The sequence below is a fragment of the Cupriavidus nantongensis genome (assembly GCF_001598055.1).
Classification (GTDB): domain Bacteria; phylum Pseudomonadota; class Gammaproteobacteria; order Burkholderiales; family Burkholderiaceae; genus Cupriavidus; species Cupriavidus nantongensis.
This window is the reverse complement of sequence record NZ_CP014844.1, coordinates 1,750,850-1,773,300: the sequence shown is the minus strand read 5'-3', so window position 1 is coordinate 1,773,300 and position 22,451 is coordinate 1,750,850. Positions and strand designations below refer to the sequence as shown.

22 protein-coding genes are annotated in these 22,451 nt (G+C 66.4%); 14 read left to right on the top strand and 8 right to left on the bottom strand.

What is annotated here, in order from left to right; all coding sequences use genetic code 11:
- Positions 1-6 precede the first annotated feature (6 nt).
- The 13 genes from A2G96_RS08310 to A2G96_RS08250 all read left to right on the top strand — a co-directional run bounded on the left by A2G96_RS08310 (position 7) and on the right by A2G96_RS08250 (position 13,040).
- Positions 7-417, top strand: a complete 411-nt coding sequence (locus tag A2G96_RS08310) for a TIGR03750 family conjugal transfer protein (protein ID WP_062798450.1) — start codon at positions 7-9, stop codon at positions 415-417.
- Positions 414-1,106, top strand: coding sequence for a PFL_4703 family integrating conjugative element protein (locus A2G96_RS08305; protein ID WP_062798447.1), 693 nt, complete (start codon positions 414-416; stop codon positions 1,104-1,106). The genes A2G96_RS08310 and A2G96_RS08305 overlap by 4 nt, the downstream gene beginning before the upstream one ends.
- Entirely contained in the window at positions 1,103-2,017 is a 915-nt protein-coding gene (locus tag A2G96_RS08300) for a TIGR03749 family integrating conjugative element protein (protein WP_062798445.1), read from the top strand. Before A2G96_RS08305 ends, A2G96_RS08300 begins: the two co-directional genes overlap by 4 nt.
- A complete protein-coding gene (locus A2G96_RS08295) occupies positions 2,007-3,440 on the top strand; it encodes a TIGR03752 family integrating conjugative element protein (protein ID WP_062798442.1) in 1,434 nt (477 codons plus the stop codon). Before A2G96_RS08300 ends, A2G96_RS08295 begins: the two co-directional genes overlap by 11 nt.
- Positions 3,421-3,855: a TIGR03751 family conjugal transfer lipoprotein gene (locus A2G96_RS08290; protein ID WP_062798441.1), complete on the top strand. Its 435-nt coding sequence runs from the start codon at positions 3,421-3,423 to the stop codon at positions 3,853-3,855. The genes A2G96_RS08295 and A2G96_RS08290 overlap by 20 nt, the downstream gene beginning before the upstream one ends.
- A complete protein-coding gene (locus tag A2G96_RS08285) occupies positions 3,855-6,743 on the top strand; it encodes a conjugative transfer ATPase (RefSeq protein WP_062798439.1) in 2,889 nt (962 codons plus the stop codon). The genes A2G96_RS08290 and A2G96_RS08285 overlap by 1 nt, the downstream gene beginning before the upstream one ends.
- A 13-nt stretch (positions 6,744-6,756) precedes the next feature.
- A complete protein-coding gene (locus A2G96_RS08280) occupies positions 6,757-7,500 on the top strand; it encodes a DsbA family protein (protein ID WP_062798437.1) in 744 nt (247 codons plus the stop codon).
- A 195-nt stretch (positions 7,501-7,695) separates the two neighbouring features.
- On the top strand, positions 7,696-8,190 hold the full coding sequence (gene radC, locus A2G96_RS08275) for a RadC family protein (protein WP_062798435.1): 495 nt from the start codon (positions 7,696-7,698) through the stop codon (positions 8,188-8,190).
- A gap of 164 nt (positions 8,191-8,354) precedes the next feature.
- Positions 8,355-8,804 (top strand): TIGR03757 family integrating conjugative element protein, encoded by a 450-nt coding sequence (locus A2G96_RS08270; protein WP_062798433.1) that lies wholly within the window; start codon positions 8,355-8,357, stop codon positions 8,802-8,804.
- Entirely contained in the window at positions 8,801-9,745 is a 945-nt protein-coding gene (locus tag A2G96_RS08265) for a TIGR03756 family integrating conjugative element protein (RefSeq protein ID WP_062798431.1), read from the top strand. The genes A2G96_RS08270 and A2G96_RS08265 overlap by 4 nt, the downstream gene beginning before the upstream one ends.
- Positions 9,746-9,755: 10 nt before the next feature.
- A complete protein-coding gene (locus A2G96_RS08260) occupies positions 9,756-11,162 on the top strand; it encodes an integrating conjugative element protein (RefSeq protein ID WP_043742202.1) in 1,407 nt (468 codons plus the stop codon).
- The gene (locus A2G96_RS08255) at positions 11,159-11,509 is read left to right on the top strand and encodes a hypothetical protein (protein WP_043742204.1); all 351 of its coding nucleotides are present in this window, start codon (positions 11,159-11,161) and stop codon (positions 11,507-11,509) included. The genes A2G96_RS08260 and A2G96_RS08255 overlap by 4 nt, the downstream gene beginning before the upstream one ends.
- Before the next feature lie 13 nt (positions 11,510-11,522).
- Positions 11,523-13,040, top strand: a complete 1,518-nt coding sequence (locus A2G96_RS08250) for a conjugal transfer protein TraG N-terminal domain-containing protein (protein WP_043742206.1) — start codon at positions 11,523-11,525, stop codon at positions 13,038-13,040.
- A 14-nt stretch (positions 13,041-13,054) separates the two neighbouring features.
- On the opposite strand, the gene A2G96_RS08245 is transcribed toward A2G96_RS08250, so the two are convergent.
- The 3 genes from A2G96_RS08245 to A2G96_RS08235 are packed head-to-tail and all read right to left on the bottom strand — an operon-like array spanning position 13,055 to position 14,228.
- Positions 13,055-13,423 (bottom strand): DUF3742 family protein, encoded by a 369-nt coding sequence (locus A2G96_RS08245; protein ID WP_043742208.1) that lies wholly within the window; start codon positions 13,421-13,423, stop codon positions 13,055-13,057.
- A gap of 29 nt (positions 13,424-13,452) precedes the next feature.
- On the bottom strand, positions 13,453-13,911 hold the full coding sequence (locus tag A2G96_RS08240) for a type II toxin-antitoxin system YhaV family toxin (protein WP_043742210.1): 459 nt from the start codon (positions 13,909-13,911) through the stop codon (positions 13,453-13,455).
- Positions 13,911-14,228, bottom strand: a complete 318-nt coding sequence (locus A2G96_RS08235) for a type II toxin-antitoxin system PrlF family antitoxin (RefSeq protein ID WP_043742212.1) — start codon at positions 14,226-14,228, stop codon at positions 13,911-13,913. The genes A2G96_RS08240 and A2G96_RS08235 overlap by 1 nt, the downstream gene beginning before the upstream one ends.
- A gap of 358 nt (positions 14,229-14,586) precedes the next feature.
- Here A2G96_RS08235 and mobH point away from each other — a divergent pair, with 358 nt between their 5' ends.
- Entirely contained in the window at positions 14,587-16,407 is a 1,821-nt protein-coding gene (gene mobH / locus A2G96_RS08230; protein ID WP_043742214.1) for a MobH family relaxase, read from the top strand.
- A 117-nt stretch (positions 16,408-16,524) separates the two neighbouring features.
- On the opposite strand, the gene A2G96_RS08225 is transcribed toward mobH, so the two are convergent.
- The 5 genes from A2G96_RS08225 to A2G96_RS08205 all read right to left on the bottom strand — a co-directional run bounded on the left by A2G96_RS08225 (position 16,525) and on the right by A2G96_RS08205 (position 22,295).
- The gene (locus A2G96_RS08225; RefSeq protein WP_043742215.1) at positions 16,525-18,558 is read right to left on the bottom strand and encodes a DUF3732 domain-containing protein; all 2,034 of its coding nucleotides are present in this window, start codon (positions 18,556-18,558) and stop codon (positions 16,525-16,527) included.
- Positions 18,555-19,031, bottom strand: a complete 477-nt coding sequence (locus tag A2G96_RS08220; RefSeq protein WP_043742199.1) for a three component ABC system middle component — start codon at positions 19,029-19,031, stop codon at positions 18,555-18,557. Before A2G96_RS08220 ends, A2G96_RS08225 begins: the two co-directional genes overlap by 4 nt.
- Complete coding sequence (locus A2G96_RS08215) at positions 19,028-20,221, bottom strand: ABC-three component system protein (protein WP_150124079.1); 1,194 nt, start codon at positions 20,219-20,221, stop codon at positions 19,028-19,030. Before A2G96_RS08215 ends, A2G96_RS08220 begins: the two co-directional genes overlap by 4 nt.
- Before the next feature lie 92 nt (positions 20,222-20,313).
- Positions 20,314-21,210 (bottom strand): hypothetical protein, encoded by an 897-nt coding sequence (locus A2G96_RS08210; protein WP_043742193.1) that lies wholly within the window; start codon positions 21,208-21,210, stop codon positions 20,314-20,316.
- On the bottom strand, positions 21,210-22,295 hold the full coding sequence (locus tag A2G96_RS08205) for a hypothetical protein (RefSeq protein WP_043742190.1): 1,086 nt from the start codon (positions 22,293-22,295) through the stop codon (positions 21,210-21,212). Before A2G96_RS08205 ends, A2G96_RS08210 begins: the two co-directional genes overlap by 1 nt.
- Positions 22,296-22,451 lie beyond the last annotated feature (156 nt).

Genomic DNA, 22,451 nt, shown 5'->3' with positions numbered 1-22,451 from the left:
CAAGCGATGGCCGACCCTTCGGAGACCCCGAGCGACACGCTGGTGACCTTCCTGCCGCACCGGCTGAACCGCCAGCCGGTGGTCGTGCGCGGGCTGACCGCCGACGAGTTGTGGATCTGCGCCGGCCTGTCGGCCGCAGCCGGGTTCGCGCTCGGCCTGCCGCTGGCCTGGCTCACGCACAGCATCGCCATGGTGCCCACGCTGATCGTCGCCGGCATCGCGTTGGGCGTCTTTGTCGGCGGCGGCTTCCTGCGCGCGCAGAAGCGCGGCCGGCCCGACACCTGGCTGTACCGGCAGCTCCAGTGGCGGCTGGCCCTGCGGCACCCGGCGCTGGCAGCGCTCCTGGGCGGGCAGCGCCTCATCACCCGCTCGGGCTACTGGACTACCCGGCGCAACGCCGATCGAGGTGCGCCATGAGCCGTTTCAAGAACGAGGTTGCGCACCTGCAGGCGCATGTGAAGACGCTGCGCCTGGGGGCCGGCGCGCTGTTCGTGGTGGCGCTGCTGCTCGGCTTCGGTTGGTGGAGTGCGCCGAAGAGTCTGACCATCCATGTGCCGCCGGACCTGCGCTCGGGCAGCACGCGCAAGTGGTGGGACGTGCCGCCCGAGAGCGTGTATGCCTTCTCGTTCTACATCTGGCAGCAGGTGCAGCGCTGGCCCACGAACGGCGAAGAAGACTATCCGCGCAACCTGCGCGCGCTGTCGGCCTACCTGACGCCGAGCTGCCGGGCCTTCCTGCAACAGGACTACGAGTACCGGCGCGCCAGTGGCGAGCTGCGTCAGCGCGTGCGCGGCATCTACGAGATTCCCGGTCGCGGCTACGGCGACGATCCGGCCGTGCGCGTCAAGGTGGTTTCCGATCGCGATTGGATCGTCACGCTCGATGTGAGCGCGGACGAATACTACGGCTCCGAGCAGGTCAAGCGCGCCCTGGTGCGCTACCCCATCAAGGTCGTCCGGCTGGACATCGACCCCGAGCACAACCCCTTCGGCCTGGCGCTGGACTGCTACGCCAGCGCACCCCAGCGCATCGAAACGCCGCCGACGCCGAGCCAGGCCGGCGCGCCCGCCAACGCCTCCGGCCACCTGCAGGGAGACTCTCCATGAAGCCCGTTGCCTTGTCGGCCCTGGCCGGCGTCCTGCTGATCCTCGGTTTCGTGCCGGCCAGCCAGGCCGTGGAAATCCTGCGCTGGGAGCGGCTGCCCCTGCCGGTGCCGCTGGTGGTCGGTCAGGAGCGCGTGGTCTTCATCGACCGCAATGTGCGCGTCGGCGTGCCGGCCAGCGTCGGCGACCACCTGCGCGTGCAGAGTGCCGGCGGCGCGATCTACCTGCGGGCGAGCGAGCCGATTCCGCCCACGCGGCTGCAACTGCAGGACGTGGAATCCGGGGCGCTGATCCTGCTCGACATCGCCGCCGAGCCGGCGAAGGACGGCCAGGCGCCACTGGAGCCGGTGCGCATCGTGGAAGCGGAAGCCCCCGCGAAGCGCTACGGCGGCGGCGCAGCAAGCGGCGCGGACGAGCAGGTCGATGCGCCCGCAGACAAATCCGTTCCCCAGCGCGAAACGCCGGTACCGGTCGTGCTGACGCGCTATGCCGCACAAAACCTGTACGCGCCGCTGCGCACCGTCGAGCCGGTCGCCGGCATCGGGCGCGTAAACCTGCGCCGCGGCCTCGCGCTGGACACCTTGCTGCCGACGCTGCCGGTACGCGCGCGGGCACTGGCCGCGTGGCGCCTGGAAGACCAGTGGGTGACGGCCGTGCGACTCACCAACGCCGCCGCGCGCTGGCTCGACCTCGACCCGCGCGCCCTGCAGGGGAACTTCGTGGCGGCGACCTTCCAGCATCCGAACCTGGGCCCGGCCGGCACCCCGTCCGACACCACGGTGCTCTACCTGGTCACGCGCGGCCACGGCCTGGCCGAGTCGCTGCTGCCGGCGCTGAGCCCGATCGATGCCACCGTGAACCTGCCGCCGGCCGCCGCGGCCGGCTCGACCGGGGGAGCGCGCGATGAAGAGTAATCCGCTGCTCAAGTGGCTGCTGATCCCGATGGCGCTGCTGCTGGTGTTCGTCGGCATCAAGCTGTTCTCCGGCGCCCCCGGCGGCCAGCCCGCCCCCAAGGGCGCGGCCGGTACGCTCACGCCCGAGGAGATGAAAGCCCTGGGCATCGCCGGCGACACGCCGCGCGATACCGTCGCCACGCTGGTGGCCCAGGTGAAGCAGTTGCGCACCGAGCTGCAGAGCGCGCTCGGCGACAACAAGCAGCACAAGGCCGAGAACGAGCGCCTGCGCGCGCGGGAAAGCGCGATCGACCAGCGCATCCAGAGCGCGCTGGAGGGCGAGCGCAACCGCCTGGAGCAGGAACGCACCCAGGTGGCCAGCGACAGGCAGCAGACCCAGGGGCTGCTGCAGGATCTGCAGCGGCAACTGGACGGCCTTGCCGGCAAGGGTGGCCCGTCCGACTTGCCCGTCGGGCTGGGGCTGGAAGAGGGTGACGGCAAGCGCTTCAACCGCGGCACCAATGGCACGCAGTGGGTCGAGCCCGACGATGCCAAGGTCGACGCCAAGAACGGCAGCAAGGAGCCGAGCTTTCCCCTGAGCTTCGGGCCGGCCCAGAAAAGCCTGTCGGCCGCAGTGGAATCCGTCGCCGACGTCGGCAGCCGCGCGGTGGGCGCATCCACGAAGGCCGTCTACACCGTGCCATCGAACTCGACGCTCATGGGGTCGGTTGCCATGACGGCGCTGATCGGGCGCGTGCCGATCGATGGAACCGTCAACGACCCGTACCCTTTCAAGGTGCTGATCGGCCCGGACAACCTCACGGCCAACGGCATCGACATCCCCGATGTGGCCGGCGCCGTGGTCAGCGGCACGGCCTCGGGCGACTGGACGCTCTCGTGCGTGCGCGGGCAAATCCGCTCGGTCACGTTCGTGTTCCAGGACGGCACCATCCGCACGGTGCCGGAGGACAGTGGCAAGGGCGGTACCAGCGGCGGCAACGCGGGTCACAACGGCGCCAGCATCCAGGGCGGCCTGGGCTGGATCAGTGACCCCTACGGCATTCCCTGCGTCAGCGGCGAGCGGCGCAGCAACGCCCAGCAGTACCTGGGCAGCCAGGCGCTCATCACCGCAGCGGGCGCCGGCGCGGCCTCGCTCATCAAGTCCGACAACGGCAGCGTGGCCGTGGTCGCCAACAGCAACGGCTCGCTGGGCACCGTCGGCATCAGCGGCAACGAAGCGATGGGCCGCATCCTCGCGGGCGGCGTGCGCGACATGGCCGATTGGGTCAACAAGCTCTACGGCCAGGCCTTCGCGGCGGTCTACGTGCAGCCTGGCGCCAAGGTGGCCGTGCATCTGGAGCAACCACTCGACATCGACTACGACGCCAAGGGGCGTCGGGTCCACCACCGCACCGGAGAAGCCCATGCCTCGGATCTGGATTGACGCGGCCGCCGTGCTGCTGGCGGCCACCCTGCTCGGCGGCTGCGCCACCAGCAAGGAGAAGCTGCTGCCACACGGCGACAGCACCATGCTCGACATCTGGCATCAGGAGACCGGCGGCAGCGCGGGCGGCGGCCAGGCCGCGCGGCAACTGCTCGATGCGCGCCAGGGCCTGCGCCGGTCGCTGGCCGATGCCGATGTGCAGGCGGCGCCCGGCGTGCAGGCGCGCTACACCCGCACCGCGCAGAACGAGATTCACCGCCAGTTCCACCGCCTGCCGAACCCCGACCTGGTGATGTACGTGTTCCCGCACCTGGCGGGCACCGACCCGGTGCCGGTGCCCGGCTACAGCACGGTGTTCCCGCTCTACCAGCGCGTGCAGTACGCGATGCCGGGCGAGCGCATGGAGGACTACTGATGGCCTGGTCGCTGCCGTGGTCACGCAAGGGCGACGCATCGCCTGCTGACGCCGTGGATGCGGCCGATGATGCCTGGGCACGGCACGTGACGGCCTTGGCGGCACAGGGTGTCGCCGAGCCGGGCAGTGCGCTCGGCCGGGGCCGGCGCAGACCGGCCACCCAGGCCGACCACGATGCGCTCTATGGCGTCGCGCCGTCGTTCGCGGACTTGCTGCCCTGGGTCGAGTACCTGCCCGACACCAAGTGCATGTTGCTGGAAGACGGCCAGTCGGTGGCGGCCTTCTTCGAGCTGGCGCCGGTCGGCACCGAGGGCCGCGAGATGGCCTGGCTGTGGCAGGCGCGCGATGCGCTGGAGAACGCCCTGCAGGACTCCTTCGACGAGTTGGACGACAACCCCTGGGTGGTGCAGCTCTACGCCCAGGACGAGGCCGACTGGGACAACTATCTGCGCTCCCTGGCGAACTATCTGCAGCCGCGTGCGCAGGGCAGCGCGTTCAGCGACTTCTACCTGCGCTTCTTCGCCCATCACCTGCGGGCCATCGCCAAGCCGGGTGGCCTGTTCGAGGACACCACGGTGACGCGCCTGCCGTGGCGCGGCCAGGTCCGGCGCGTGCGCATGGTGGTCTACCGCCGCACGTCTGCGGCCCCGGCCCCGCGGCGTGGCCAGTCGCCCGAGCAGGCGCTGACCACGATCTGCGACCGCCTCGTCGGCGGGCTGGCCAATGCCGGCGTGAAAGCCCGGCGTCTCGGCGCGGCGGACATCCATGCCTGGCTCCTGCGTTGGTTCAACCCGAATCCGACCTTGCTCGGCGCCACTGCCGAAGACCGGGAACGCTTCTACGCGCTGACCCGCTACCCGGAAGAGCGGGAGGAGGGCGAGATCGAACTCGCCAGCGGCACCGACTTCGCGCAGCGCCTGTTCTTCGGCCAGCCACGCTCGGACGTGCCGAACGGCCTGTGGTTCTTCGACGGCATGCCGCATCGGGTGATCGTGATGGATCGCCTGCGCACGCCACCCGTGACGGGCCATCTGACGGGCGAGACGCGCAAGGGCGGCGACGCCATGAACGCGCTGTTCGACCAGATGCCCGAGGACACGGTGATGTGCCTGACGCTGGTCGCCACGCCCCAGGACGTGCTGGAGGCACACCTCAACCACCTCGCCAGGAAGGCCGTCGGCGAGACCCTGGCCTCGGAGCAGACCCGGCAGGACGTGCAGCAGGCGCGCGGCCTGATCGGCAGTGCGCACAAGCTCTACCGCGGCGCGCTGGCGTTCTACCTGCGCGGCCGCGACCTGGCCCAGCTCGATGCGCGCGGCCTGCAGCTCGTCAACGTGATGCTCAACGCCGGCCTGCAGCCGGTGCGCGAGGAAGACGAGGTGGCGCCGCTGAACAGCTATCTGCGCTGGCTGCCGTGCGTGTTCGATCCGGCTGCCGACAAGCGCCAGTGGTACACCCAGCTCATGTTCGCGCAACATGCGGCGAACCTGGCGCCGGTCTGGGGCCGCAGCCAGGGCACGGGGCATCCGGGCATCACGTTCTTCAACCGCGGCGGCGGGCCGATCACCTTCGATCCGTTGAACCGCCTCGACCGGCAGATGAACGCGCATCTGTTCCTGTTCGGCCCCACGGGTTCGGGCAAGAGCGCGACGCTCAACAACATCCTGAATCAGGTGACGGCGATCTATCGGCCGCGCCTGTTCATCGTCGAGGCGGGCAACAGCTTCGGCCTGTTCGGCGACTTCGCCGCACGGCTGGGTCTCACCGTGCATCGGGTGAAGCTCGCGCCCGGCGCGGGCGTCAGTCTGGCTCCGTTCGCCGACGCCTGGCGCCTGGTCGATACGCCGAGCCAGGTACAGACGCTGGACGCTGATGCGCTCGACGAAGACCAGACCGATGCCGGCATGGCCGTGGAAGGCGATGAGCAGCGTGACGTGCTCGGCGAGCTGGAGATCACTGCACGGCTGATGATTACCGGCGGCGAGGACAAGGAAGAAGCGCGCATGACGCGCGCCGACCGCAGCCTGATCCGCCAGTGCATTCTCGATGCGGCCCAGCATTGCGTGGCGGACAGACGCACGGTGCTCACGCGCGATGTGCGCGACGCGCTGCGCGAGCGCGCCCGCGACGCCACGCTGCCGGAGATGCGGCGCGCACGGCTGCTGGAGATGGCCGACGCTATGGAGATGTTCTGCCAGGGCGTGGACGGGGAGATGTTCGACCGGTCCGGCACGCCGTGGCCCGAGGCGGACATCACCATCGTGGATCTCGCCACCTTCGCGCGCGAGGGCTACAACGCCCAGCTCTCGATTGCCTACATCTCGCTCATCAACACCGTCAACAACATCGCCGAGCGCGACCAGTTCCTGGGCCGCCCGATCATCAACGTGACGGACGAAGGCCACATCATCACGAAGAACCCGCTGCTCGCGCCCTACGTGGTCAAGATCACCAAGATGTGGCGCAAGCTCGGCGCCTGGTTCTGGCTCGCCACGCAGAATCTGGACGACCTGCCGAAAGCGGCCGAGCCCATGCTCAACATGATCGAGTGGTGGGTCTGCCTGTCGATGCCGCCCGATGAAGTCGAGAAGATCGCGCGCTTCCGCGAACTCAACGCTTCGCAGAAGGCGCTGATGCTCTCGGCACGCAAGGAGGCCGGCAAGTTCAGCGAGGGCGTCATCCTGTCCAAGTCGATGGAAGTGTTGTTCCGCGCGGTGCCGCCCAGCCTCTACCTGGCGATGGCAATGACCGAGCCCGAAGAGAAGGCCGAACGCTTCCAGTTGATGCAGCAGCACGGCATCAGCGAGCTGGATGCCGCCTTCCGCGTGGCCGAGAAGATCGACCGTGCGCGGGGCATCGAACCCCTGGCGCTGGACACGCTGGCCTGACGGGAGCGACACGATGCGCATGCCTTCCTTCGCCCGCCGTCATCCCCGGATCGGTCTGCTGATCGTGGCGACGATTGCGGTGGCCTCGTGGATGCTGCTGCGCGCGCCGCATCCGGCAACCGAGTCCATGTCCCTGGTCGCCGCCGGGTCCGAAGCGCCGAAACCGGCCGGCCCGCCCTGGCTGTATGGCCGTGCCGATGCGCGCTTCACGGTGGTCGGGTACGCCGACCTGGAGTGTCCGTACTGCCGGGCCTACTTCCCCGCGCTCAAGCGCTGGATCGACGCCCATCCCGAGGTGAACTGGCAGTGGCACCACCTGCCGCTGCCCATGCACGAGCCGGCCGCGACTGCTGGGGCACGCCTGGCCGAGTGCGCGGGCGAGGCGGGCGGACATGCCACGTTCTGGCAGGCCGTGGCGTGGCTCTACTCGAACACCCGTGGCGACGGCCAGGGCCTGCCGGAGGGCCTGCGCTATCCCGACCTCACGCCAGCCATGCAGGGTTGTCTCGACAGCGATCGCCCCGATGCGGTCATCCGTGCTCAGGCGGCGGAAGCCGCACAGCAGGGCCTCGCGGCCACGCCGGCCCTGCAACTGCGCGACCGCGAGTCCGGCAAGACCCTCCTGCTGCACGGCCCCGTCGAAGGCGACGCCTTGCTGTCGGCCATCGACCTGCTTGCCGCCGGCAGCACGACCGCGGCCGAACCCGCCCATTCCCCAGACATGCCCGCCGGCGTCGCCGGTGACATGCCCAGGTAGCCATCGATCTTCAAGGCTGCGGCGCGGCTCGTCCGCGTTGATCGAAACCCGTTCGCATCGCATCCCTTGACGCGAACAGCCACCGCATCCGCGGTGGTGGATGCCCGCTCGTCACCTGTTCCATCCCCATCGTCCCCCGGAGGGTTTGCCCTCCTGGGGCAGGCGCCCTCCGATCTCATCCATTGGAGGTTCGCCATGTCTCTTGCCATCGCCGACTCCCGCCCGGAGTCGCTCACCCTGATCGCCGCCCAGCACGAAGACTGGATCATCCAGCAGGCCATCACCCTGCTGGAGAACCGCGTGTTCAAGGCCGGTCCGGCGCTGGGCAGTCCCGCCGCCGTGCGCGACTACCTGCGCCTGAAACTGGTCGCGGAGCCGAACGAAATCTTCGCCGTCGTGTTTCTCGACAACCAGCACCAGGTGCTCGCCTTCGAGCCGCTGTTCAAGGGCACGGTCGACCAGACTTCGGTGTATCCGAGGGTGGTGGTCCAGCGTGCGCTGGCGCTCAACGCTTCGGCGCTGATCCTGGCGCATCAGCACCCCTCGGGGAACACCGAGCCCTCGGCCGCTGATCGTGCGATCACCGAGCGGCTGAAGAGCGCCCTGGCCACCGTCGATGTCCGAGTGCTGGACCACTTCATCGTCGGCAAGGGCAGCCCGTACTCGTTCGCCGAAGCCGGCTTTTTGTAGCAGCACCCCACGCGCATTCATTTCATCACCACGGGAGCCCTTGGCTCCCGCTTCTTTTCACCGGTCCGCAGGAAATCGGGACTGACCGGTTTCGGTTTCTTTGTCGTTCCCTGATCTGCGTTGCGCTCGACTACGAGTCTGCATCGACTCCGCGGAGGCGCGACATGCCGGCTCATTCCCTCAACCTTCCTGCCGCCTCGCGGCGCCCCCTGGCCGCCCGGCTGGCCGCTGGACTGTGCGCAGCGCTGCTCGGTCCCATCGCAGCGGCCGCCGATGTGCTCGTCGTCACCGACAGCCGTAATCCGGTGCAGGCCCCGGCCGGCGTGCGGATCATCGAGCTGGACCAAGCCACGCGCATCGAGGTCGAACTCGCCGCGCACCTGCCGGCCGACCCGCAACAGGCCGCAGCCGTGGTGCGGCAGCGGTTGCATGACGGCGGCGAGGCCCTGCAGCGCCGCATCGGCCATGCCTACCAAGGTGTCGCGGATGCCTGGGGGCTGGGCATCGCCAAGATTCCCGCCGTGGTGGTCGATCGACGCTATGTGGTCTACGGCGAGCCCGACGTGTCCCGCGCCGTCGCGCGCATCAACGCCTACCGGAGCACGCAGCCATGAGCCTCCTGCTGGCGTCCCGGCGTCTGCGCGCCACCGCCGCCTCGCTGCTGCTGGGCGCGGCCACATCGACGTTCGCCCTGGACACCGCCACCATCGTCTCGTCGGCGCTGTCCCCCGACTGCCTCGAATACCGCGTGGTCGGAATCTGCTATTGGCTGTACTGCACGCCCTTCGGCTGCTCGGTTCGCACCTCCGTCAAGGTGCGCCACTACGTCCCCGATGCGGTGGTGTCGAGCTACTCGAACACCGGCGAAAACCCGTGGCTGGAAGTCAGGGCGATGAGCATGCCCAACCCGACCGCCAAGGCTGGCGGTGACGGCACGACCAATCACGACAACGAGAACAACCTCGCCAAGTTCAAGAACGCCGATGTCATCGGCCATCCGGCCGGGATGGTGTTCAGCCAGTTCGCCAGCGCCTCCGGCTACACCTGCGCGGGGGCCGGCACGGCGTTCATGCCCTACCTGCTGAGCACGCTCGACACGCTGGCGTGGCGCTATAACGTCCCCGAATCGCTGTACCCGGAGGCGCTGATCCCCGGCCTGCGCGAGATCGGCACGCGCACGGCCCTGAACCTGTGGGGCAACGTCTATCCACGCGGCGGCTTCATGCACCAGGTGGACGACTACAAGAGCGGCGCCGTGGTGGCGCAGCGCGCGGGCGACATCGTGACCCGTCGCGGCCAGATCCATGTCTACCAACCGCTGCTCGCCAGTGCGCGCGACGGCTACTGGCCTGCCGGCGCGCTGATGGAAACCGATGCCTCGACGGGCAAGTGGCAGGAGCTGACGCCGACCCTCTCGAACACCTGTGCGGTGTTCCCGCACGGAAACACGCGCGTGCAGGCCCGGCAGGGCGACTACGCCTGGGCGCTGTGGCGGCCCTATAGCTGCTGCCGGCGCCGGGGGCAGGTCTTCCTCGGCAGTGTGGATTTCATGTGAGGCGTGTCCGATGAAAGCACTCCTATCCCGCCTCGCCCAGCAGGCCAGGCCCCACATCCTGGCCATCGCGCTCATCTGCGCGGCAACGATCGCGGCGGCTGGCGTCGCTTGGGCGCAGACCCGCAGCGGCGTGCAGCACCAGGGCAGCGTCATCGGCGACGACGTGCTCTACAGCATCGGCGGCGGCCGCGCGGTGTCGATGGGCGGTGCGGCCAACATGCACTCCATCGGCGTCGGCGTGGGCTGGAACAGCAACCTGATCTGCGGCGACATGAGCATCACCACGACGCTGCAGAACCAGCTGAACGGCATCACCAACGGCTTCCAGGCCATCATGTCCTCGGTGATCCAGAACGCCACCGCAGCCGTGGCGTCGCTGCCGGCGCTGATCATCCAGCGTGCCGATCCGGGGCTCTACAACCTGCTGACCAACGGCGTGCTGCAGGCACGGCTCGATTTCGACCGCAGCAAGCTGACCTGCCGCGCCATCGCCAACCGCATGGCCGACATGGCCGGCGGCCAACTCGGCTGGGACCAACTCGCCGAGGGCATGGCGCTGAAGCAGTCGGTTGCCAGCACCGATGCCGTGTCGGCGATCGACGAGGCCGAGGCGAACCGGGGCAACAACGGCGTGCCCTGGGTGGGCGGCGACAACGCCGGCGGCGCCGGCCAGCCCCCGGTGCGCGTGGTCGGCGACGTCACCCGCGCCGGTTACAACCTCATCAACGGCCGCAGCGTCACCGACACCAGCTCGATCGCGCCGTCCAGTTGCAGTGGCAACCTGGCCTGCCAGACCTGGAGCTCGCCCGATGCCGCCGCGGCCTGGGCGGTGCGCGTGCTGGGTGAACAGGAGCAGCGCACCTGCGATGCCTGCACCAAGACCGTGACCACGCCGGGCGTGGGCCTGACCCCGCTGATCCAGGAGGCGTACGAGGACAAGCTGGAGGTCCTGCAGGAACTGGTGGCCGGCAGCCGCCCCACCGGCTTCGACAACCTGCAGGCCGCCGGCAGCGCCTCGCTGCCGGTCACGCGCGGCGTGATCGAGGCGCTGCGCGACGAGCCCGACCAGGACCTCCTGGCGCGACGCCTGGCCTCGGAGGTCGCGCTCGCCAGCGTGCTGGAGAAGGCCCTGCTGCTGCAGCGCACGCTGCTCACCGGCCGCAAGGAGCCCAACGTGGCCGCCAACGAACTGGCCCAGAAGGCCGTCACCAACGAGAGCGACATCCTCGACCGCGAGATCCACAACCTCAAGACGGAGCTGGAACTGCGCCGCGAGTTGGCGAACAACTCTCCGATGGCGATCATCCAGCGCCACGGCACGCGCGCGGCCGGTTCGCGTGGCGTCTACGAGGGTGACCCGGTGCGCAACCGGCTCGACGAGCTGCAGCGGCCGCCGTCCGGCGGGAGCAACCCGTGAGCGCGGGATGGTGGCGCCTGCGCTGGCTGTTCAACCGGCGCGTGGGCCTGGCACTGCTGTGGACCGTGCCGCTGCTGATCGCGGCCGTTGCCGTCAATATGCTCGGCATCAGGATCGCCGGCGGCATCGAGGGCTGGCAGCGCTGGATGGATGCCCACGCCGGCGTCTTTCTAGTCTGGCGGCTGCTGCTGTACGGCGTGACCGTGTGGGGCTGGCTGTGGATGCGCCGGCGCCTGCGCGTGCGGGAGCCGGACGCGGTCGCCGGACAGCGATTGCTGCGCGTGGAGATCGCGGCCGTCGTTGCCGTGGTCGCGCTGGAAGCAAGTCTGCTGATGCAGGCCGCGTGATGCGGGGTTCGCGATGACGCTCCTTACGACCGATTACCTCGAGTACTACCTGACGCTGGTCTCGTGGATCGTCCACAACGGCATCTGGGCGGTGCTGGTCGCCAGCGGCGTGTTCGCCATCCCGTTCCTCGCCATCGTGATCCAGGAGTGGCTGAGGGCTCGCGCGGAAGGCGCGGACGAAGGCAACAAGGGCGTCCTGTCCTCTGCCCGCATCGAGAACCGCGTGTTCGTCGCCATCGCGGTCATCATGTTCGCCGGCATTCCGTTCATTGACGTCGATTTCAACACGATCCGTTACGACCGCTCGCGCTCGGCGCAGTGCCAGGTGAATGTACCGGAGCCGACCGACACGGGCTGGTCTCAGTCCTTCAGCACGATCAACGACCAGTCGGCCAAGGTACCGGTGTGGTGGTTCGCGATGCACGCGATCTCGCGCGCCGTCACCGGTGCCTCGGTGACGGCGATCCCGTGCGGCACGGACCTGCGGCAGATCCGCATGGACATCGACGCCACCCGCATCGACGACCCGGTGCTGGCCCAGGAGGTGAGCGACTTCACCCGCGACTGCTACGGGCCGGCGCGCGCCAGGCTGTTCATGACCCGGCCGAACCTGAACGAAGAGCAGATGCACGACGTGACCTGGATCGGCTCGAACTACTTCGTCGGCACCCCGGGCTTCTACGACAGCTACCGCTCCAGGACGCCACGCGACGCCTGGCCCTACGACAGCGCCCGTGATGCCGGGCTGGCCGAGGTGCCCAGCGGAGGCGGCTATCCGACTTGCGAGCAGTGGTGGTCCGATGGCGGCCACGGCCTGCGGGCGCGGCTGCTCGCCCAGGTCGATCCCGGCTTGCTGACGCGGCTGGCGGGCTGGGCGGGTTTCCTGAGCCAGGCCGAGGTGGGCGACTCGGTGATCCGCGCGATCGCATCGCCGCGCCAGCAAAAGCTCAACCGTGGCGCGATCTATTCGGACTACGGCGGGCAGGTCGACATGACCGTGTCCAACGTCGTCACCCGCGCCGCCGGCGACGTCGGCTTGACCATCGGGTCCCTGGGCTACTTCCCGGCGATGGACGTGGTGCGCCAGGCCCTGCCCATGGTGCTGGCCCTGCTCAAGATGGCGTTGGTGATCTGCATCCCGATGGTGCTGCTGATCGGCACCTACGACCTCAAGACCGTGGTCACCGTGAGCGTGGTGCAGTTTGCGCTGTTCTTCGTGGACTTCTGGTTCCAACTCGCGCGCTGGATCGACTCGACGATCCTCGATGCGCTCTATGGCTCGGGCTTCGGCTGGAACCGGCCGCACGCCAACTTCGATCCGCTGATCGGGCTCGACAACGCCTTCGGGGACATGCTGCTCAACTTCGTGATGGCGGCGATGTTTATCGTGCTGCCAGCGTTCTGGATTGGAGCCCTTACATGGGCTGGAATCCGCGCAGGAACCATCGCAAACAGCTTCTCGGAAGCCACCAAAGGAGCAAGCAACGCCGGCGGAAAAGGCGCTGGAGCAGTCTCGAGCAAACTGAAGTAGGGAGGCCCTGGGCCTTAATCCTCCTCGTACATCTCGTGCGATGTGTCGTTGTAGAGGTTCGGGTCATACCCAGGTTTCTTCCTGAGTGTCTCCAGCGTCGTGAACGAATGCTCGTCCTCGCGATCTGTGGAGGTTTGCCCAGCCGTCCAAGCGGCAGCTACGACAAACACCAGCAGCAGCGCGATCCAGAACGCGGCGTACAGCAGTGCTCCAAGCACGGCCAGCTTGACGATCCACAGCAGCGCCGTGGCGCTACCTGCTGGCATGCCTCGCGCAATCAGCCAACCGGACACACCTCGTTCTTGACGCATGAACCCACGCCACAACCCGCCCAGCCAGCGGCCGAGGCGCTCTGCATTACCTGGACGGGTTTTCGTGGTCATGGGCCTCACCTGCTACATGCGTGATCCAGTTATTCCGTTTTGCTCCAATCCTGCTGGCTGGCTGCCATCAACGCGTTCCAATCGTCGGGCGGATTGCCCCGCCCCAGCATCTTCTCGAAGACCGCATACGGATCGGACTTGCTGCCCGCCGACCGCAGGGTCTGCTCGTCGTTGACCCAGGCGTAGACGATCACCTTCGCCTTGGAGTCATAGCGGAAGAACAGGCGGAACCGCCGTCCGATCTTCGCACGTCGCCAATGCCGGTACGCAGGTCCCAGGGTGTTGCCCTGACGGAACTCGTCGCGTGCCGGATCGCTCGGCACACCGTCCATGATCAACTGGCTCAGCGCGCGGAACAACTTGACGTTGGCGTTGCCTGCGAACCCCCGTGGGTCATTCCGCTCCGCCCGCTGCGCCGCCGCGTGCAGTTTGCGCAACTGCTCGACCACACCCTCGTGGAACAGCAGCGTCCAGCCGTGACACTCCATCAGAGCGCCACTTCCCCATCGATCTCTTCATCGAGGTTCACGGCGTGGCCGGCATTCGCCAACATCGCGCGGACGAGATCGTCCGGCAAGGACTGCAGGTGCCTTCCGGCGCGGATGTCGGCTTCCAGCAGCCCCAGGAATGCACCGATCGCCGGATCTTCGTGTTCGAACTCGGCGCGCGTGACGACGACTTCGCCGCCGCGCAGCTCGAATGCCACCTTGCCGCCGGTATCGACGCCCAGCGCCTGCCGGATCGACTTGGGTAGGGTGATCTGTCCCTTTGACGTAAGTGTGGCGAGTTCGTGGATGCTGGACATGGCCAAACTCCTGCTCTCAGTAGCGACACCTTCAATGTAAGGATAATTCCTTACTACGTCAACCGGCGCACGTCCGGACATATCCTGTTTCAGCGCGTCGAGCATGATGTCGGGCCTGCAGTGAGAAAGATCTCATCGTAGGCGCGGCACAGCCAGCCTTCCGCCCTCAATCCGGAAAGGGCCAACACCGCATTGGCTGTAGTTGGACGAGCGTGGCTGTCATATACCCAAACGGTTCCGGTAGGGGTGGAAAGGCTGGGAAGGGGCAATGGAAGGGGAGCAAGGGGAAAGGCCCTACCCGAAAAGGCCAAAAGGCCAAAAGACCCTCCTTCCCGCCACGACCACAGGGATCGCCACCATGCTCACGCTGTTCCAGCGCAAAAAGACGCCACCATCGACTGGTACCTCGTCGTCCGGCCCTGCCGATGCGTCCAAAGGGCTGACGCGGCCGCAGTCGGCGGCGGCACTGCTGGCCACGCCGCGGCGCCAGAAACTGCTGGAGCACATCTGGCAGCGCACCTCGCTCTCCCGGCGACAGTTCGCCACGCTCTACCTCGCACCGCTGGAACGCTACGCCGAACTGGTCCAGCAGTTTCCCGCCTCGGAAGCGCATCACCACGCCTATCCGGGCGGCATGCTGGACCACGGTATGGAGATCGTCGCCTACGCGCTCAAGCTGCGGCAGTCGCACCTGCTGCCTGCCGGCACCACGCCGGAGGCCCAGGCCGCCCAGGCGGAAGCCTGGACCGCCGGCACCGCCTACGCCGCTCTTCTACACGACATCGGCAAGATTACCGTGGATCTGCATGTGGAGTACGCAGACGGCACGATCTGGCACCCCTGGCACGGCCCGTTGCAGCGGCCGTACCGCTTCCGCTACCGCCAGGAGCGCGAATATCGGCTGCATGGCGCCGCGACCGGGCTTCTCTACGCCCGGGTGCTCGACCCGAACATCTTCGACTGGCTCAGCCTCTATCCCGATCTGTGGTCAGCACTGCTGTTCGTACTGGCCGGACAGTACGAACACGCCGGCACACTCGGCGAACTGGTCGTGCAGGCCGACCAGGCATCGGTCGCCCATGAACTCGGCGGCGACCCTGCGAAGGCGATGGCCGCCCCGAAGCATGCACTGCAGCGCAAGCTCCTCGACGGCCTGCGCTTCCTCCTGCGCGAGGAGTTCAAGCTGAACCAGCCGCAAGCCTCGGATGGCTGGCTGACCCAGGATGCCTTGTGGCTGGTCAGCAAGACCGTCTCCGACAAGCTGCGCGCCCACCTGCTGTCGCAGGGCATCGAAGGCATCCCGTCGAACAACACGGCGGTGTTCAACGTGCTGCAGGATCACGGCATCGTGCAGCCGACTGGGGACGGCAAGGCCATCTGGAAGGCCACCGTCACGAGCGACGCTGGGTGGTCGCACAGCTTCACCTTCCTCAAGCTGGCGCCGGCGCTGATCTGGGATGCCGGCGAGCGGCCGGCGCCGTTCGCGGGAACGGTGCGCATCGAACAGGATGAGGCATCGCCCGAGGCCGGCCCACCGCCGGCGACGCCGACCACCGTGACCGCTGATGCCGCCGCAGTCGATGCCGCTCCCGTGACCGTCACTCCTGACATCGTTCCGGCGGATCCGTTTTCCGGCCTGCTGGAAATGCTCGATGAGCCGCCCATGTCGTTCGCGCCCCCCTCACCCAACACCTCGGCCGGTACCGAGCCACTCGCCCCGCCACCCCTAGCAGCAGCGACCGCACCTGCCGACGTGCCGTCGATCGCCTCGGAAGTGATGGTCCCGTCCACGATCGAGCCCTCCGGCGAGCATTTCATCGCCTGGCTGCGGCACGGCATCCACACCCGCAAGCTCATCATCAACGATGCCAAGGCCCTGGTGCACACCGTGGCCGACACCGCCTATCTGGTCAGCCCCGGCGTGTTCCAGCGCTACGCGCAGGAGCACCCCATGGTGGCGAAACAGGCCAAGGAAGCCGAACTCGCCGACTGGCAATGGGTGCAGAAGCGTTTCGAACGCCTGCAAGTACACCGAAAACAGCCCAACGGCCTGAACATCTGGACCTGCGAGGTGACGGGGCCGCGCAAGTCGCGGAGGCTGCATGGCTATCTTCTCTCCGACCCTGAGCGGCTATTCAGCGACGTTCCGCCCAACAATCCCTACTTGCAACTGATGTGACAGCATTCGGCCTACGCCACTCCGACATCAACAGGCCGCGCCGCCCATGACCTGCGCGTCTCGGTCCGGGGACAGGGCGTCCTCGGAGAGTTGGGCAGCCGACTCCCGCGAGCTTCATCATCTAGAGTTCGGTCGCCGTTTCCAGTGTTTCGGAATCAACGCCTCCCCGGACGCACGGGTCCAGCGCGCCTTCGTCGCCGCCACGTAGCGAGGATCGTCTTTAAAGTATGCATGCTCCAGCAGCAACACCTGCAGCCCCTTGCGCGCCTCGACCTGACTGAACAGGAAGTCGATGTGCTGGCGCATGGCTTGGAAATCCTCGTCCCCCTCGCTGATGGCAATCACGTCGCGCCCCGCACGGTCAGCACCTGCCTCCGGATCATCGTCTTCAACGCTGCCGACCACGACGGCCTTCTCTTCCTCGCCCTTGTTCGGGAAGTACGGGCGGCTGAGTTGGTCCAGCACGAGCAGTCCCGGCACGGGGCGTTGTTCTTTCTCGAAAAAGCGCTGAAAACCGAACGCCAATGCAACATGGACCGCCAGCCAGTTCTGATCTGAGCCCAGATCAGCCATGGACAGAATGGCGCCGCCGGGTCCCGGCTCAACGATGCTCACTTGTGGCACCCTGGAGGAAAACTGCAGTTCCGCATCGACACACGGCTCCACTTTCGGTAGATCCGCAAAAGCCTCGGAAGCGAATCGCGACACGTCCGCTTCGGCGCGCTGGAGACGTACGCGCCGGCTGTCGTTGTCCAGGCGTGTTTCCAGTTCCGCGATCTCCTCGCGCAACGCACTCAGGTCCTTCCCAGGACGCAGCAGCTGGTCGTCTAGCGTTTCCAGGAAGAAGCTAGCTTTGCCTCGGAAATACGCCTGGGCCTGCGCCAGATCAGTAAGGCGCCTGCCCTCCTGGATTTGACTCAGGGCCGAAGCAATGCGCGCATCCAGTTCCCGCAGTTGGGAGCTCAGGGTCTGTATCCGTTCCGCGAGCATACTTACCGAAGCGTCGAGTTGCGGTCGGATACGGCCGACCTCGCTGGCCTCGGCGCGGATCGTTTCCAGGGAACGCTTGAGCGCCAACGCCGCGGACGCACCAGCCGTGGTGTCCGACTGGCATATCGGACAGGTCGAGGGAACCTCCAACAGATTTAAGTGTTCTGCGATGTGCAGCTTGTCGTGCTGCTTGGCCACCGCATCCTGATAGCTAAGCGATTCCTGAGCCGCAGTCATCATCGCCCGGTGCCTGCGCTTGGTCTGGTTCAGCTCTGACAGCACCGACTGGCGGCGTTCATGCAACGCATCCAGTTCCCCCTCGCTAGGATACTGCATCGCCTTCGCATCTGAGGACATCGCGCTTCGCAGCATCGCCAGCAACTCGAACTCGTCGGCCTGTTCGAATGGGGCAGCGGCCAATCCAATCTGGCTCGCCTCGGTCAGCAGGATGCGCATGCGCTGCTTCACCAAGCTCTCATTGGACCTGCGCGCGTTCTCTCGCGCGACCTCAATGTCTAACGCCTTGCGCGCCTGCCTCAGCCGGCGCTCATCTGCGGCCGTCGACTCCGTCACCACGCCAAGGAAATACGGTAGAGTCGCGATGATGTGGCCGGCCTTGCGCCTGTCATCCAGCCCATGAAGCAGTACCGTCTCGCTGTCGATGACCTCCTTCGTCACAAACACATACGGCGTAACGTGGCGTACCGTCGCGCGATCACGCGATTCCCGTCCCGGCACCGTTGAATCTGGCTGACCAACGTCACCGATCCCGAATGCCTCCTCCAGCCGGGTCTTGGCCGCCTCCACATTGGTCCGACCCTCGAACTGTTCCACCAAGCGAGGGACTGACAAGCCGCGCCCCGTCGTCACGTACATGTGATCGCTGCTGCGCTGCCCAACTGGCGGCACGAGACGGCAGGAGATCAGCTCGTCAGCCCCGCGCACCCACTTGACCCCCACTGCGACACAGTGTCGTCGTACGTATACCGGCAGTTCGCAGCTCGAAGAGCCCAGGCAGTAATCCAGCGTCTTGATCACGGCGGACTTGCCTGTGCCCGACGCACCCGCGATCACATTGACCTTGCCGGCGTCCAACTCGATCTCTCGGAACGCTCCTTCGATCCCGAGGTAGAAGATACGTGCAATATTCCATCGCGTCATACTGATACTCCCATAGCCTCCATCACGGCGCGCGCAGACCCGGCTTCGGCAAACCAGGAACCCAGTAGCCGCGCTCGCTTCAGCGCCGGACCAGCGACACCGGATGAAACCGCCGCAGGCAGTTTTCTGTGCGACGAGGCGATAGCCCCCTCGCCTTCCAAGCGCAGCAGTCCGGCGATACACCCAAAGCGAATGGCCTCCGTGGACACCGGCAAAGTGGCGTTCACGCGCCCGGACAAGCCAACTCGTATGCGCGGACTACGATCCAGCCACACGAGAAGACCCGTGCTCTTGACACACTTGTCGAAGGTTTCGGCGAGATCCTCGGACAGCACGATGGGGAGCACCAGATAGGCCACAGCAAGCGCTGGGGCTCGCCCCCGGTGCTCGTTATGCGACGCGCAGAACTGAGCGAGCACGGCAGCGCAGTACGCTGGGTTTGTCTCTGCATAGATGTCGTGCGCGCGGTTCATGAGTTGGACCCCAGAAGCCTCCTGAAGTCCGGATGCCAGCCGACCAGCAAGTCGATGGCCAACACCTGATAGCTGCCGCGCACATAGTAGGTCGCACTCCAGTTGGGGGCGAAGGGTCGCACCTCGGTGTGCGCGAGGTCATAAGACCAGCGCAGAAGTTGGTGCCCGCACTGGCGTTTGTGAGTTTCCTCCTCTTCGCCGCACTCCTCGCACATTCGCTCGTGCTTATCCTGCCACCTCTCCTGAAGCAAGCTGTCGTACTTGACGATGCGCGATGCCATGTCAAGGCGCTCCGATATCCACTTGTGCCGCTGCGAGCGCGCCCGCCATTCTTCACGAACGGCTAGCCGCACATCACTGGGAGTTCCACCTACCAGCTCGATCTGGCGCGTGAGCATGGAATCCGGAACATGGTCCGTGGGCAACAGAGCCGTCTCGAAATCCGGCAGTAGCTCGTCGCGCTCAATTTCTCCGGCGAGTTCGGCAATCTTCAGTTGGACCTCGAGCTTGGTAATGAAACGCTCCCGTTTGCCGCACAGGGTGAAGATGACCTGCAGGTCCCACCACTCAATGAGGCGCGTGCAGAGGACAGGGCGCTGTTGCGGCGGGAAATTCACCAGGCAGTCCGCAATTTCACCACTGATGGCCGTGATATTGCTGCTGCCCGGCCGCACGGTGATTTTGGACAGCAGGGAGCGCCTCGTGTCTTCGTCAAGTTGGAGGAATGCCATGCAGCCTCCTACTCTATCCGCATGGGGTGGGGTTCCAGCGTGCTTAGCCGCCTCGTGCGCGTCCACAACCCTTCGCGCCTCCTGCAGCAGTTTGACATGCAGGGATTCGCGATCGGCGGACTCCGTGAGCAAACTCCCCAGGACGCCTTCGGCATCAAGAGATGCCACCGTAACAAGCTGGAATCGCGTTGCCTCCAGAACCACCTTCGGCAGCACGTCGATCCATGCCTTGAACGTGCGCCAGAGCGCACGCGAGGCCAGCGTCACAGCAGCCGGTTTCTCGCTCATCGAGTGCTTGAGCTGCACCAAAAGCGGCTCGCCGTTCGAGACGAATTCCACGTCGTCGAGCCGCTCGAGGCACACGGCGGCGTCGTCATGGGGCTGCTCCAGGATGCCACGCAGCGCATGGAGCGACTGAAAGTAGAAGCCGAGCGCCGCGCCTTCGGCGGCATGGGTCAAAGATCCGTGCTCTGTCATCGGCCCCTTTCTTGCACTACCCCGCGGCGCGCACCCTCTGATGTCTGCCGGAAAATTCATGCCACCCTCTCCCATTAGCCGATCCGGATGAGGAGCCGATCGATGACATCGCTCGCTTGCCGCTGCCTCAAGGCTCGCGCCTCGCGCTGCCCCGGCTCGTCGCTCTCGCCCAACTCGAACTTGGCCACCGCGACGGGCCCATCCTTGCGATAGCCCTCGGTCCCGCCAACCTGCGCAAACCGGGACCGCAGAATGGCAAGTGCGCTCTTGACCACCTCGCCGTGCTTCCCTTCACGCTCCTTTCTGAACGCCTCAGCGACCGCCTCGCCTCCATCGGGTGCATGCTCGATGCAGTAAATCAGGTCGTGCGCGTCCTTTCGCTCGAAGCGCTGGTCGAAGGCAAATGCCTTCAGGCAAGTGAAGCTGACCAGGTTGGCATGCTTGATCCTCTCGACGGCAATGCCATCGCCCCCAAGCAGTTCCGCCTCGATCTCGCTGATCTGATGCAGGTCGAAGACAATGGACGAATGCGGAATGTTGAGGGCCGAGATCGTGCCATCGGTTGGGAGCGGCTGCACCTTGCCGCCAGCGATCTCCGGCGCATCCGCCAGGAGTTCCAGCACCATGAGGGCACCGTGTTCGGTGCGGGTTTGCCAGCGCCAGGAGAGCTTCTGCCGCTTGTCGTTCTCGGCACGCTCGAAGCCCATCTTCCTCAGGTTGTCTTCGAGCGTGTGATACGCCTCAGTGTCGGCGAGGATCTGCAGGTCGATCACGATATCGACATCCAGCGTTCCGGCGTGCGCCGGTACGACGGGTGGCCGCGCCCTCACCAAATACCGGGGTGTGAGACCGCCGACGAGATAGACCGACTCTTTCCAAGGTCCAAGCCCACGCAGCAGCGTCACGAGGACACGTTCGCAGTCCTGCGTGTACTGGTCGCTGTAGCAATCGAGTGTCTTGGGCTTGGCCATCAGAAACCGATCTTTTCCCTGCGGAGATGTTCGGCCATCTCTTTGGCGCGACCTTCTCCGCGCAACAGATCGAGATAGATCTGGATGGGGCTTGCCAGCCAGACGCCGCCGACCTGCTGGCGGAACAGCAACTCCCCAGCCGACTTCGTTTCGATGACCGCGAGGTTGGCGCCTTCGCTCACGACGCGTGCATCCAGTTCGGCTATCGCCGCGTCAGCAGCGGAGCCGGGCAGCATCCATGTGCGAACCTGCGAGATGCCGGACAGGAACGGTGCATAGCGCTGGGCTGCGGCTTCGTAGCTCACCGCATAGTCGACCCGGTGCGCGTCAAAGACTTGCCCGAGCCGTTCGATCAGAGCGTCAGCCTTCAAACCGGGCACGTAGTAGCGACGCAGTGCCGGCGAGCGAGAGGAAGCGACTTGTTTGCCCCAGGCGTCGAGCAGCGCACCAGGTTCGCGCAGATGGCGTTCCTTGCCGGGCCCCTGCCCGCGCGACACAAGCCAGTCGAACTTGTCCAACTCGGTCAGCACATCCGAAGCGGTCGATGGCGCGACGTGGGCCTGTTCGGCTACCTCGGTGACACCGAACCAGTCCTCGTGATGAACCAGAAGTGCGTGCAACACCTGCGCGCGTCGCCCGGAGAACAGCGAGCGCACCGACTTCTCCAATGGCTTCGGGGGCGGCTTGTCGATGTAGATGTAAGCGCCTGGAGCCGACAGAAACAGGCTTCCTCCGCTGTCGTAGTAGCCAACGTGCTCGGCCCTAAGCAGTTCCTTAGCGCCGGGGGAGATGGACTCAGCCAGGAGCAGGGACTGCGCATCGGCGACGTACTGTCCCAGATTCAGGGCCTTGAGCTGCCAAAGCAGTTGGCGTACATCCCGGGGATAGACGGCTTTCTTGATCTCTAGTAGCAGGACGAGCGACTTGCCCGCGACACTCAGGTCGACCTTGGCATCGAATCCCCGATCAGCGATCTCGGCGGCAGAATCCAGCGCATCTGGCTCGGCGCGCACCCCCGGCAGCCCCCGGAGCGACTCCAGGAACTGCTCGATGAGGACGCGTTCAATAGCGCGGGACTGGAACATGGCAGCCGTTATTCCCTGTACAGCGAATAACGGCACTATACCGAATGTTCGACTCAGAGTGAATATTCGCTGCTCAGTGAATCTCGCCCTGCCCCAGCGTGCGCGTCAAGGCTGAGCCTGCGCTCCGTCAGGAAGTGCGGATTTCCGGCTTTGAAC